Source organism: Emticicia soli, assembly GCF_037860775.1.
In the GTDB taxonomy this organism is placed as follows: Bacteria; Bacteroidota; Bacteroidia; order Cytophagales; family Spirosomataceae; genus Emticicia; species Emticicia soli.
The window spans coordinates 245,965-259,259 of record NZ_JBBEWC010000005.1; the positions used below are offsets into that span (position 1 = coordinate 245,965).

Annotated in this window: 9 protein-coding genes; 5 read left to right on the top strand and 4 right to left on the bottom strand. The window is 38.0% G+C overall.

The window, feature by feature from the left end; genetic code table 11:
* Positions 1 to 12 precede the first annotated feature (12 nt).
* The 5 genes from WAE64_RS08960 to WAE64_RS08980 all read left to right on the top strand — a co-directional run bounded on the left by WAE64_RS08960 (position 13) and on the right by WAE64_RS08980 (position 6,778).
* Complete coding sequence (locus tag WAE64_RS08960) at positions 13 to 1,074, top strand: aminopeptidase (protein ID WP_340236016.1); 1,062 nt, start codon at positions 13 to 15, stop codon at positions 1,072 to 1,074.
* 47 nt (positions 1,075 to 1,121) lie between these two features.
* A complete protein-coding gene (locus WAE64_RS08965) occupies positions 1,122 to 1,910 on the top strand; it encodes a DUF3108 domain-containing protein (RefSeq protein WP_340236017.1) in 789 nt (262 codons plus the stop codon).
* Positions 1,911 to 1,985: 75 nt separating this feature from the next.
* Positions 1,986 to 3,908 (top strand): acetoacetate--CoA ligase, encoded by a 1,923-nt coding sequence (locus tag WAE64_RS08970; RefSeq protein WP_340236018.1) that lies wholly within the window; start codon positions 1,986 to 1,988, stop codon positions 3,906 to 3,908.
* A gap of 471 nt (positions 3,909 to 4,379) precedes the next feature.
* A complete protein-coding gene (locus WAE64_RS08975; protein ID WP_340236019.1) occupies positions 4,380 to 4,943 on the top strand; it encodes a thioredoxin family protein in 564 nt (187 codons plus the stop codon).
* A gap of 50 nt (positions 4,944 to 4,993) precedes the next feature.
* The gene (locus tag WAE64_RS08980; RefSeq protein WP_340236020.1) at positions 4,994 to 6,778 is read left to right on the top strand and encodes an ABC transporter ATP-binding protein; all 1,785 of its coding nucleotides are present in this window, start codon (positions 4,994 to 4,996) and stop codon (positions 6,776 to 6,778) included.
* Between the two features lie 202 nt (positions 6,779 to 6,980).
* Here the strand turns inward: WAE64_RS08980 and WAE64_RS08985 are convergent, their stop codons facing one another.
* The 4 genes from WAE64_RS08985 to WAE64_RS09000 all read right to left on the bottom strand — a co-directional run bounded on the left by WAE64_RS08985 (position 6,981) and on the right by WAE64_RS09000 (position 13,062).
* Positions 6,981 to 8,348, bottom strand: coding sequence for a Gfo/Idh/MocA family protein (locus WAE64_RS08985; RefSeq protein WP_340236021.1), 1,368 nt, complete (start codon positions 8,346 to 8,348; stop codon positions 6,981 to 6,983).
* 283 nt (positions 8,349 to 8,631) lie between these two features.
* Positions 8,632 to 10,008: an HmuY family protein gene (locus WAE64_RS08990; RefSeq protein WP_340236022.1), complete on the bottom strand. Its 1,377-nt coding sequence runs from the start codon at positions 10,006 to 10,008 to the stop codon at positions 8,632 to 8,634.
* Positions 10,009 to 10,053: 45 nt separating this feature from the next.
* Entirely contained in the window at positions 10,054 to 12,336 is a 2,283-nt protein-coding gene (locus WAE64_RS08995; RefSeq protein ID WP_340236023.1) for a TonB-dependent receptor, read from the bottom strand.
* A 336-nt stretch (positions 12,337 to 12,672) separates the two neighbouring features.
* Entirely contained in the window at positions 12,673 to 13,062 is a 390-nt protein-coding gene (locus WAE64_RS09000) for a hypothetical protein (protein ID WP_340236024.1), read from the bottom strand.
* Positions 13,063 to 13,295: the final 233 nt, after the last annotated feature.

A 13,295-nucleotide genomic window follows, 5' to 3' on the forward strand; every position in this document is an offset into this window, starting at 1 on the left:
TTTAAAGCTAATATGTGGCTAAGGTTTAAAAAGTTTATCAAATACTTTTTTCTTGTATTCTTCATAATCCTTGTAGGATTTGTTGCTTTCAATTTTGATGCTGCATTATATGGCTTTCGGCAGGCTAAAGGTCAGTTAAAAATTATTTTTAATACTCGTCCGGTTTCAGAAGTGCTGGCAGATAAGGCTTTTCCTGATTCCTTGAAAAAACGTATAGAACTGATTCAGGAAATAAAAAAGTTTGCTGTTGATTCTCTGGGGCTTTCTCCTTCCGAAAACTACACCACATTTTATGACCAACATCAAAAGCCCATTTTGTGGGTCATGACGGCCTGTGAACCTTTTGAGCTAAAAGCAAAAAAGTGGCATTTCCCGATTGTAGGAACATTTAGTTATAAAGGCTATTTTGAAAAACCATTGGCTGATGCAGAGATTGCCGAACTGAAAAAACAAGGCTTTGATACGCAGTTAAATGAGGTTTCGGCGTGGAGTACACTGGGGTATCTGAAAGACCCGATTTTAAGCTCAATGCTGTATTATTCTGATGCCCGCTTGGCTGGATTGATTATTCATGAATTAACACACGGAACGCTTTTTGTAAAAAACAACTTGGAGTTTAACGAAAATCTTGCTGATTTTATAGGCGATTATGGTGCAATCAGGTTTTTGGCCTATAAATATGGTAAAAACTCAGAAGAGTTGAAAAAATATGAGTTTTCGAAGAAATATAGCGATGCTTATAGTAAGCATTTAATAAGGGGCGCAAATCTATTAGACAGTTTATATCGTAATTTTAATAAGAGCTTAACAATCAGCCAGAAAACTTCGTATAAATTTGACTTAATAGGCAAAATAATGAGTTCGGCCGATACGTTGATGAATGGTAAAATACAATCGCTTAGAAAGAACCGCAGACGCAACTCGGAAGTAAATAATGCTTATTTCATTGGGTATTTAACTTACCAGAGCAAACAAAATCAATTTGAGGAAGAATTTAAAACGAAGTTTAATCAGGATTTTAAAAAGTATCTGGCCTATCTTAAAAAAGCTTATCCGAGTAGCATTGTTTTCTGAGTATTGGCATAATTTTTTAATACATACTTTTGTTTAGATACAGTAAGATGAAATATCTTGTAAAAATATTGACAATTTGTTTTTTGTTTCTCGCATCTTCTTTTGTTGTGGGAGACACCTACCGCTTTATACCTAATACAAGCTTTAAAGCAGGCGAGTTCTTTGAATATAAAGTAAAATATGGCATATTTTCGGTTGGAGAAGCCACCGTAGAAGTAAGCCCGCAAATATATTCGGTTAATAATCGTGCTTGTTACAGAGTAAATGTTTTTGGCCGTACAACGGGTTTAACAGACCTTTTTCATATAAGAAACACCTATCGCTCGTATTTAGATACTGCGGCAATTTTACCACAAAAATTTTTGATGAGTGTGCAGGAAAATAACTATAAAAAAGATCAGGTTATTGTTTTTGATCACGCAGCCAATTCGGCACTTAGAGAGCAGAATAATGAGAAAAAAGCATTTAACCTGCCAAATAATATACACGATGTTGTATCAGGATATTATTTTTTGCGAACTCTCGATTTCTCAAAAATGCAGGTAGGTGAGACTATTACTGCACCAATGTTTTTTGATGATACTGTTTACAATATGAAAGTGAAATTCAATGGTAAAGGGGTAGTAAAAACAAAATTTGGTAAAATTGATGTACTTAAGCTATCACCGGTTTTACCACAAAATGATATGTTTAAAGGCGAAGATGCTATAAAAATCTGGGTATCAGATGATAAAAATCGTGTGCCTATCAGAATCGAACTTAGTTTTCCGATAGGCAATGCAAGTATGGAAATGAAAGGTTATAAAAACACCCGTTATGGTTTCGAGTGGAGATAAAATTAATTGTTTTAACAAATAGTTTCTTAAAATATAAAAGTATCTTCATATTATTGCCTTAAAAACAGATTAGGCATGAATATCCCTCTTTGGACACCCTCCGCTACATATATTGAACAAGCAAATCTAAAAAAATATGAGTCTTGGCTACAGATTCATAAAAACCTCACTTTTAAAGATTATGATGCTTTATGGCAGTGGTCTGTCGATAATATTGCTGAGTTCTGGGAAACTATCTATCAATTTTTTGAAATCAAAAGTTACACAGATTATCAATCAGTGCTACGCCAGCCAGCCAACGAAATGATTGGCAGCAAATGGTTTGAAGGTGCTACTTTGAGTTATGCTGAGCATATATTCCGATATAAAACCACCGAGAGACCAGCTATTATATTTCAATCGGAAACACAAACCTTAATAGAAATTTCGTGGGCAGAGCTAGAAAATAAGGTTTTAGCCATACAAAATTACTTGCAAGAAAAAGGCGTTGGGCAAGGCGATAGGGTAGTAGGGTATTTACCAAATACGCCTGATACTATTGCTGCTTTTCTGGCTGTAAATTCACTTGGTGCGGTGTGGTCTTGTTGCTCGCCAGATTTCGGACTTGAGAGCTTGATTGATCGTTTTCAGCAGATAGAGCCTAAAGTTTTATTTGCCTGCGGCAGCTATCATTATGGGGGGAAAGTTTTTGACAAATCAGAAATCGTAAATGAACTGTCGGCTCAATTGCCTTCATTGTCAGATACCGTAGTTTTAGAAAGTGATAAATGGAACGCAATTCTAGCTACTGTGCCAAATCAGCCTTTAAGCTTCACTGCTGTAGATTTCAATGCGCCAATCTGGATTTTATATTCTTCAGGTACAACCGGAAAACCTAAAGCTATTACCCATAGCACAGGCGGCAACCTGCTAGAACATTTAAAAGCTCTTGCTTTGCACCAGGATGTACAGGTAGGAGAGCGGTATTCGTGGTATTCTACAACGGGATGGATGATGTGGAATTTTGCCCTTTCATCGATGGCTTGTGGAGCTACTTTATGCCTGTACGATGGCTCGCCTGCATACCCTGATATTAATGTTTTATGGCGATTTGCTAAAGATGCCAAAGTTGACCATTTTGGCGGCGGTGCGGCTTTTTATATCAATTATATGAAGCAAGATTCCCATTTTTTTAAGGAAAATTCGCTTAAGATAAAAACACTAGGTTCTACTGGCTCCCCCTTGCCTCGACAGGTATTTGAATGGATTTATGAGAATGTCTCTAAAAACTTGCAGTTAATTTCATTAAGTGGAGGAACTGACGTTTGCAGTGCTTTTATGGGCGGTTGTCCATATTTACCTGTTTATTCGGGTGAGATTCAATGCCGGATGTTGGGCGCTAATATTGAAGCCTGGAATGATGAAGGAAAGCCCGTATATGGCCAAGTAGGCGAACTGGTGATTAAAGATGCCATGCCATCAATGCCTTTGTTTTTCTGGAAAGATGAAGATAATAAGAAATACAGAAGTAGTTATTTTGAAAAATACGAGGGAGTATGGTGCCACGGTGATTGGATAAAAATTACCGAAAACTCAGGGATTATTATTTATGGAAGGTCAGATGCTACCTTAAACCGTGATGGTGTAAGAATAGGTACAGCAGAGATTTATAATGCGGTAGAGGCGTTGGCAGAGATAAAAGACAGCCTGATTATTTGTGTTGAAAAAGAAGATGGCAGTTTCTTTATGCCCTTGTTTGTGGTTCTACAACAAGATGAAGTTCTAAACGACGAATTAAAGAGTAAAATTAAGACTCAGCTACGTAAACAATATAGCCCTAGGCACGTGCCAGATGCTATTTTTACTGTACCCGAAATACCTTACACCATAAGTGGTAAAAAAATGGAAATGCCCATCAAGAAAATACTGATGGGCACTCCGGTTGAAAAAGCAGTTTCTTTAGATGCTATGAGAAACCCTAAGTCTATTGAATGGTTTAAGACCCAAAATATACATTAATACCTGCCACGGTGATTACGGTTGTCGTAACGACGGTTATCATGGTGGTGCTTTTCATAGCGATTGCGATGATGATGTTTATTATATTTTGGAACTACCACAACTCTTGTTCTTGGGTAAACTCTTGCAGGAGGACGATGCACGTAAACAGGCCTATCATAATGACGAACCGGCGGGCGGCTACTATACACACAACTCGAAAGCGACAAGGCTAGGAATGCAAAAACTCCAATCAAGGTTAGCGTACGAAATTTTGATTGTTTTTTCATAATTTTAGTGTTATTTTATTACTTTGATTCATTAAAACCTGAATGGTTTAATTAAGAAGTTAGTTAGGACTTTAAAATAAAAAAATAACTCTAAACAACTTCTGAGATACTCTATTGACAATTAAAACGAGTGAAGACCTCATTTTAATATTCAATAAGGTAATTTTAGTTAACTCAATTCCCTCAACAAAAATCCAACACTATGGCTCGTACTGAATCAAATATGCTTCCTATCGGAACTTTAGCTCCTGTTTTTATATTGCCTGATACAGTTTCAGGACAATTACTATCTTTGAATGATTTGCGTTCAGAACAAGCAACGGTAATTATGTTTATCTGTAATCATTGCCCTTACGTGCTGCATGTAAAAGAAGAATTGGTGCGTTTGGCAAATGATTATCAGCCTAAAGGTGTTTCGTTTATCGCTATCAGCTCAAATGATGTTGAGAAGTATCCGCAAGATGGCCCAGAAGCTATGAAAGTTTTTGCTACAGAATCGGGCTTTACATTTCCTTATCTTTATGATGAAACTCAGGACGTAGCCCGTGCTTATGAGGCTGCTTGTACCCCTGATTTTTATATTTTTGATAATGCCTTGAAATTACGCTATCGAGGCCGATTAGATGAATCAAGGCCAAGGGTAGAAAATCCTAAACCCGTAACAGGCAGTGACCTGAGAGGTGCATTGAATGCGATATTAGCCAATCAACTAGTTTCAGAGATACAATTTCCAAGCATGGGGTGTAATATAAAATGGAAAGAATAAAATCGCATCAAGATGCTTGAATCTTGTCACTATCTCCTACATAACAATACATGAATATCTGGAGTATATTTAAGCGCTTACAGCCCTTTGTTAAGCCTTACCGAGGGCTTATTTATTTCGCATTATTGCTTACGCTATTAGGCTCTGTTACTGCGCAGGTAAATCCGTGGGTGTTGCGTTATACTGTTGATACCATTCAAGAAATGCTAGATAAGCATTTTACTATTCAACAAGGATATCCTTTATTGCTCGAAATTACCTTGGTTTTATGTGTTAAAGAGGTAATAAACTCCTTTATTACTTTCGGGCAGAAGTTTTATGGCGAAAAAATCAGAATCAATATTTCAAGAGATTTATCACAAGAGGTTGTGAGTAGAATTCTGAGTTATCAGATGGCTTTCTATGCCGATAGCGAAAACCAGAAAGGTAAGCTGCAAACACGTATTGACAGGGGTATTGAAAGTTTAACAAAGCTGGTACAGAATTTTTTTATTGATATTCTGCCGCTTTTTGCTAATTCTATCGTGGCCTTGATTGTGATGTTTTCGGCCAATTTTTATGTAGGATTAGTAGCTTTGATGATTCTGCCGATTTATTTCTGGATAAGCTACGTACAGGCCGATAAACTGCAAGGTGTACGCAGGAAACTGAAATACCAGCGAGAAAACAAAAGTAACGGAATCATTAATCTGATAGAGTCTATTGTAGTGATTAAATCATTTGTTCGTGAGAAATACGAAGAAGTAAAGCAATATGGCTTGCAACTGAAACTCACAGATTTGCAGCTTACAACCCGTAAAACCAACTTTTTGTTTGATGCCATCAAGAGTTTTGTAGAGCAGATAGGAGTGGTGCTTATTATTATTCTGACGGCATATCTGGTACTAGACAGGCAAATATCAATTGGGGCTATTATGTTTCATATTATGCTCTTTAATAATGTTTCGGCACCTATTCGTCAGCTACACCGAATCTATGACGAGATGAACGATGCACTCACGTATTCAGAGGGTTTCTTTGAAATTCTGGATAATAAAAGAGCTATCGAAAAAAGCGGGACTTACAAGCCTACTCAAATCAAAGGTGATTATTTATTAAAAAACGTAGATTTCACTTATCCGAATGGCACTAAAGCCTTGCAAGATATATCGATCGAAATTGAAAACGGAAAAACAACAGCTTTGGTTGGCTTATCGGGTGCCGGAAAGAGTACACTTATAAATTTATTAGTTAAGTTTTATACCCCCGATTCAGGGCAATTGTTATTGGATAATATAGACTTAGCCAAGTATGATACGCAGATTTTACGTGACGACGTGGGAATGGTTTTACAGAAGAATCATATTTTTAAGGGTAATATTGAAGAGAATATCCGATATGGCAACATGGACGCCAGTAAGGAACAGATTATAGAGGCCGCTAAGCAGGCATCATTGCACGAGCAAGTGATGGAATTGCCTGATAAGTATGAGTCAGATGCACAACTTTTGTCAGGCGGGCAACAACAGCGTATAGCTATTGCTCGATTATTCCTGAAAAATCCACCTATTATTATTCTTGACGAACCAACGGCTAGTTTAGATGCCATTGCTACTGAGCAAATCAAAAATAGTTTAGATGCTATAAAGAAAGGGCGTACAGTAGTAATTATATCACATAGTTTATCGCAGATTATTGATTCGGATGAAATAATTGTGATGAAAAAAGGAAAAGTGGTAGAGCAAGGCGTACATCTGGATTTATATGAAAAGCAAGGCGTATATCGTGAGATTTTTGATGCATCGGCCAGAAGCCTTAACCTGGAAAAAATAGCTAAGACATTTGATATTGACTAAAACAAAAGGAGGCTGTCTCAAAAGAAAACTACACAAAATATTATTTGGCAAGGCTTCAACCCCACACCCCAACCCCTCTCCCCAACTGTGGGGAGAGGGGCTTTTTTGTCCCCTCCCCACAGTTGGGGAGGGTTAGGGTGGGGTTTTTCCCAAATATTATTTGGTATAGAAAACTTTTGAGACAGCCTCCTTGTAGTATAACTTAAACTTTTTTCGGATCTGGGTGTATCCAAGGTTTGCGATAAGGGCGAGCCAAAAGACCATTTGCTTCACGGTCGCCAACTATCTCACGTTTTGCCGGATCATATACAATAGGGCGGCCTACTTGCATCGAAAGATTTGCCAGTAAGCAACTTGCGGTAGAAATATGTCCTTCCTGAATGTCAGCCACTGGTCGGCCTTTGTTTTCGATAGCAGCCAGGAAATCTAGCATGTGTAGGCGAGTAGCAGGTGCTGCATTTAACTCAATACGCTCTTCGGTTAAGTCTTCAGGATATTTTTCTCTTTCATATACTACATCTTTATGTATTTTTTCTCCTTTACCTTGTGGTATAAAATCATAAGACATGGTGCTAGCCCATAATGTTCCTTTTTCGCCGTAAAGTGTAAACGACCACGGATAATCAGGATTATTCGGCCCTCCCCAAGTGCGGTGTTGCCATACACAGTTTAGCTCATCGTATTCAAAAATAGCCGATTGGGTGTCTTCAATGTTAGATTTGCCTTCTTTTTGTACATAGATACCTCCGGTTGAGGTAATCTTTTTAGGCCAACCCAGTTTCAGCATCCAGCGTACTGTATCAAACATATGAATACACATATCGCCCATGATACCATTACCATATTCCTTGAATGTACGCCACCAACGGATGTGCGGTAAGCCATCATAAGGGCGCATTGGAGCTGGGCCTGTCCACATTTCATAATCAAGAAAATCCGGAACAGGTTCTACCGGTGGGTTACCGTTGTTTCTCATGTGGAAATAGCAACACATTTCAACATGCGATATTTTACCTAACAAACCGGCATCAACAATATTCTTTTTGGCATCAATTAAGTGAGGCGTGCTTTTGCGTTGTGTACCAACTTGCACTACTTTATTATATTTACGGGCAGCGGCCACCATAGCCTCGCCTTCCATTACATCAACACTAATGGGTTTTTGTACATATACGTGGGCACCTGCTTTTACAGCGTCAATCATATTGAGGGCATGCCAGTGGTCTGGTGTTCCAATTAATACAATATCCAACTGATTATCGGCCAATAATTTACGGTAGTCGGTATAGAGTTTAGGTACTTTACCTGATTTCTGGCGTTGGCTCACAAGTTTTCCTGCGGCATTAAGCATGTTTTTATCAACATCGCAAAGTGCTACTACTTCAACAGGTGCAACCTGAATTAATCGAAACAAATCGCTCTTGCCATACCAGCCTGTACCGATTAATGCTACACGATATGCACTTGGTGGATTGATGATGTCCATACCTCTTGCACCAAATGTAGATAAAGCAAGAGAGGCTGACGCGCCCTGTAAAAAGCGGCGTCGGTTAATATTAAAGTTATTCATTAGAAATTGAGGGGGTTGACTTTGATGGTTTTAAAATCTACCAAGTTTAAGCAATTTTCTTAATACTTTTATAGATTTTAACGGATAGTTACAAATAATAATATTCCAAATATAAGCCAGAAACCCAAAGGATTCAAGATTGTACTTTCAGTTTTACCGAATAATATAGACTATCGTACTGTATTGTTCGACCAACACTTGCATTATATCTGATAAACGGCCACAAAAAAAGGTTATAGAATTTCCATAACCTTTTTGTTCTGCTTTTAACTCTAAACTAAATCTATTTCTTTTTTACTAATTTGTATTCAATTACAGGACGCCCACGTTCGCCACCGTCAGCTCCTAGACCCATGCTTACAAATTTAACTTTATAAACGTTGCCTAGTGGATCTTTTACAACATAGAAACGGTCTTTTCTGATACCTGTTGTACCACCCGGAGCGGTTGAACGCCATTTGCTACCAATTGCATCTCTGGTTTTAAGAAATGTAGTAGTAGCAATGTTTGCTTCAGCATAAGCATCATAAGTAACTGCGCTTTCAAGTACTTCCGCTGCTTCTGCACCTGCAGTGTAATTAAGCAATACGAAATCCTGGAACCAGTAAGGTGTTGGCGGAACTGTGCCTGCGTTAGAAGTACTATATCCCCATGCAATATCCCAGTTTACTTTGCGAGGTTCAACATCTACTGTTTTGCCTGCTTCTAATGATAAGAAAGTAAAGTTAACATCGGCATTTTTAGCAATATCTACGGTCTGGATAGTAGTTGAACCAATTCTGGCAAATTGTACTTTATACCCTTCACCATTGCGGTTTACTTTTACTTTAAACCATTGGTCTTTGGCTTTGCTTCCTTCAAAGCTTACCAAGTAAACTTTATTTTGTGATTCGGTAGCCGAAACCTCTGCAAAAACAGTTTTTGTAAGGTCGCCATCCCAAGAGTCGGCCAAAGCTGCTGTGCCTTCGCCACCAGGAGAAAAGTTCAGGTCTGGTACCAAATCAGCATCAGCAAGTGTTACTGCTGCAATATCAGTTTTAGATGTAGCGGTAGCTGAAGACTGGTAACCAGGGTTAAGTATTACTCTGAATTGACCACCTTGGTAGAAACCCAGATTCCAGCTTTTTCTAGCTACTGGCGTAGCAGCATTAGCGCTTAAGTCAGCATAAACTGTATTGAAATAGGGCGATTCTGCTGTTTTACCTTCAAGTGTAAGCGTGCTGCCTGTTGAAGTGATAGCTGCGAAGCTTAATTTCAATTCAGTGTTTAAGCCAGTAAGAACAGGGCTACCTACTGAAGTCATTTTGAGTGTAAGTGTTTCGTCACCATTCAAAAAAACGTTGGCTTTTTTCTTTACTTTGAAAGAAACGCCTGATTGTCCGGCAGGAACCGTAACATTCAATACATTATTAACAGCGGCAGGTTCAGTAACAAATTCTTTGTCGTAAGTTACCAATGAAGGTGTCAACTGAATGCTTATTGGTACTGCTACATCAGCAGCACGGCTTAATGATATTTGAACAGTGGCTTCTTCTCCATCAATACCTTGTTGTGCTGTGGTAAATCCGGCTAAATTGTCAGGCAATTCTACATCTTCTTTGCATGCTCCAAGCACTACAATGCCACATACAATCAGAATTTTGTTAAATAATCTATTCATTGTATTAATCAATGGTTAAACTTTGGTTTTTATTAGAGAAAATTATTAATGCTTTGATATTTGAGCGCTTAGGCCCAAGAAATAAGAACGCCCATACGACATCGGCACTGCGCCTCCACCTGCGCTGTGAGCACCACCTGTGTCAACTGCCGAATTGTTTATTCTCGTAACATCGAACAGGTTTTTCACACCTGCCAAAAGAGAGAAGTTTTTGTAAAATACTTTATTGAAAGTCAGGTCTGAGGTATGGAAACTTGATGTTTCGGCAAGGCGGGTCTGGATACCAGCTTCGGTTGAAACAGCCTGATAGCTAGGTTGCTTGCCAGTAAACTTGTAGAATAAGCTAATGCTTGCCGCAATTTTAGAAAAAGTATAGCGGATATTACTGTTTATTTCACTAGACCAAACAAACTCTGGTAAACTTTCGCTCGTTGAAAAACGATTGAAACGGCCTATATGCGAATATCCTAAAGTAAGTTGTAGATTTTCTAGATATAACGTGTTGTTCCAGGTTAAACCAGTGGTTTTGTACAAATCTACGTTAAGATAGGTAGATACTCGTGTGTCGTTCGGGTCAACACCAATCGAAATCAGATTTTCAAATACGTTGTAGAAACCGCCAAGGGTTGAATTAAGACGTAACTTTGGTTTTTCGAATACCTGATAAGATAAAAATGCATTGAAACTATTAGAGTATTCAGCCTTCAGATTAGTATTTCCTCTGATAGCGTGATTGCTATCAAAAAACGTAAAGTATAATTCACGCAAGGCCGGAGAACGGAAACCACGGGCATAGGCTACTCTTAAATCTACGCCTTTAGCCAATGTGAATTTGGTATTAATAGAAGGAATAACCGGAGGGGCATCGTAAACCGAGTTTTTGATGAATCGTAAACCCGGACGAATGTTAATATTAGAACCTATTTTTAGTTCAGACGATGCGAAATAGGCAAATTCGCTGATGCTTGGCGTGCCTTCGATTCTTGCTCCCGAGCTTGAATTGATATTGGCCTCTAAACCATGTTGTAATGAAACTTGTGACGAAAACTTATGTTGACCAGTAAGGCGAACAAAGGTTGTCTGGAAAATGGCTTTATCTTGTGAGCCCTGAGTCAACGACAATGTTCGGCGGTCTCTTACTAAGTCAATATCGGTAGTCTGTGTTTTACGGCTGTAATCAGTGTATGAAGCAGCAGCTGTTAGGCTATTTTTAGCATTAAACTGGTATTCGCCCTGCAATTGATGGAACCAACGATTGGTAATGTAATATTGGTCTGTGGCCGATAGATTGTTGGTTTGTGTATTAATGTAGGTGTTTCCTAAACTTTTTAATGTTTCATTAGTACCATTAAAGCGATACCAGCCATTAAATTTCTGGTTTCTGTACGAAATTCCGGCAGTTGTAAGGTATTGTTCTTTAGGCATCCATTCTTTGGCTCGTCCTGTCGAAAGTCCTTGCCAGCCTCCGAAGAAGTTACGTGTGAAATTACCTGATACTTGTAAACCCTTTTTCTGCCAGGCTAAACCTAAAAATTCGTTATGAGTACCTTTGCCATTAAACGGCTCGTATTCATCGCCTGCTGTTTCTTCCTGCACACGGCCTGTTAATGTCCAGTTTGCGCCTTCTTCACCTTTTTTGGTAATAATATTGATAACCCCCGCCAATGCGTCTGAACCATAAGTGACAGACATAGGACCTTCTACAATTTCTATTCTATCAATAATGTTAATATCAATCTGGCCTATACTCTCACGGGTTGAGCCTCTGTCAACCAACGGAACACCATCTAATAGGACTTTTACATTCTGCCCCGACATCCCCATTAGTTGCACATCGGTAGTGCCAAGCGTGAGGTCATTCGAAAAACGCATACCTAGTTCAGTATTTAACACTGATTGAATATTGGTTGCGCCACGTAGTCTGATTTGTTCATTGGTAATAGTACGTACCTGATAAACTGAGTTTCGAACAGATTGAAGACCGAATTGCCCTGTTATAACTACATCTTGCAAATCGTTAGATTTTTCGCTTAGTGTTATTGTACCGAGAGAAAGCGTTTCGTTGTTTTTCACTTCAATTTCTTTTTCAAAGGCGTGGTATCCAATAAATTGGATAAGCAGAGATTGCTTGCCTACCGGGGCTTTCATTGAAAAACTACCATCAGCCTGGGTAAGCTGACCCGAACGGGTGTTTTTGAGCATCACCGAAGCACCTGCAATAGCTCCGTTATTATCAATTATTTTTCCTTCAATTTTCCCTGATTGTTCTTGAGCGTAAGTGGTAAAAGCAGTAGTGTATGCAAATAAAAACAAATAAAGGAATTTCATTTGGAAATTAATTTTTATTTAGACTGAATATAAATAACGCTGCAAATGTAATAGTTTATTTAGACTAATTAAAAATAATTTGAAATAATTAATCAGTTTTAATGTAGGAGTATAATGGTGAATGCAAAAGCAGAGACCTATAAGGTTTTAGTAATCAAATATTTGGTTTGTAGAATATGATATAGTTAGTTGATTATTTCAGCTAGTGAAGTTATTGAGGACTTTAATTTCAGTATAAAAAAACAGCATCACTTCATTATAAAGCGATGCTGTTATTACAAAGGTTTTGTGAGGACTATAAATTCTTGGTTGTTTGACTGCAATTCATATTGATGATTAACGATTTTGTGCTAATGTTGCACCGCGGTTGATTTGAGTACGGATAACAAAGTTTTGAGATACTTTCTCAGTTGGTGTTTCAACAACGAAAGTGTACTCACCGTCAGCCAAATTGTTAAGATTAAATGCTTTTGCGTATTGAGCATCACCTGCAGCGTATTCGTTGTAGAAAACTGTACGATCGTTGTCTACTAAATATATCTGCGCTTTTTGCTTAGTCGGATTTTCGAATGAAAGTTTGAAACGTAGACCTCCTAGGTCTTTAACCGAAAGGTTAGCTACTGTTTCTACTGCACTTACTTTACCATTTGAAGTGCTTGAATTTTTTTGCGCGAAGCTTGTGCTTGCTGATGCGATGATTGCGATTGCTACTACTAGTGCTTTCATAATTGTATTTGTTTTTGTTTTCTTTGGAGTAATTATTAAAAAGAATAAACTAAAAAAAGTTATACCAGTTATTGTCTCCGTTGAAAACCTTTGTTGATGCAAATTTACGTAACTAATTGAATACGAGTCAATTAAAAAATTTTAAAAATTGAAAAGTTGTTTTAAAAATATACCTCCTTGTTGGAATAGTACAACGTTTTAAGGAAAATTGCAAGAGAAAGTTTAAATAATCC

What these genes read in the sequence shown, in the direction of transcription:
- WAE64_RS08985 (WP_340236021.1), bottom strand. Translation starts at nt 8,348, where the DNA reads ATGAATAACTTTAATATTAACCGACGCCGCTTTTTACAGGGCGCGTCA.
- WAE64_RS08960 (WP_340236016.1), top strand. Translation starts at nt 13, where the DNA reads ATGTGGCTAAGGTTTAAAAAGTTTATCAAATACTTTTTTCTTGTATTC.
- WAE64_RS08965 (WP_340236017.1), top strand. Translation starts at nt 1,122, where the DNA reads ATGAAATATCTTGTAAAAATATTGACAATTTGTTTTTTGTTTCTCGCA.
- WAE64_RS08975 (WP_340236019.1), top strand. Translation starts at nt 4,380, where the DNA reads ATGGCTCGTACTGAATCAAATATGCTTCCTATCGGAACTTTAGCTCCT.
- WAE64_RS08970 (WP_340236018.1), top strand. Translation starts at nt 1,986, where the DNA reads ATGAATATCCCTCTTTGGACACCCTCCGCTACATATATTGAACAAGCA.
- WAE64_RS08980 (WP_340236020.1), top strand. Translation starts at nt 4,994, where the DNA reads ATGAATATCTGGAGTATATTTAAGCGCTTACAGCCCTTTGTTAAGCCT.
- WAE64_RS09000 (WP_340236024.1), bottom strand. Translation starts at nt 13,062, where the DNA reads ATGAAAGCACTAGTAGTAGCAATCGCAATCATCGCATCAGCAAGCACA.
- WAE64_RS08995 (WP_340236023.1), bottom strand. Translation starts at nt 12,336, where the DNA reads ATGAAATTCCTTTATTTGTTTTTATTTGCATACACTACTGCTTTTACC.
- WAE64_RS08990 (WP_340236022.1), bottom strand. Translation starts at nt 10,008, where the DNA reads ATGAATAGATTATTTAACAAAATTCTGATTGTATGTGGCATTGTAGTG.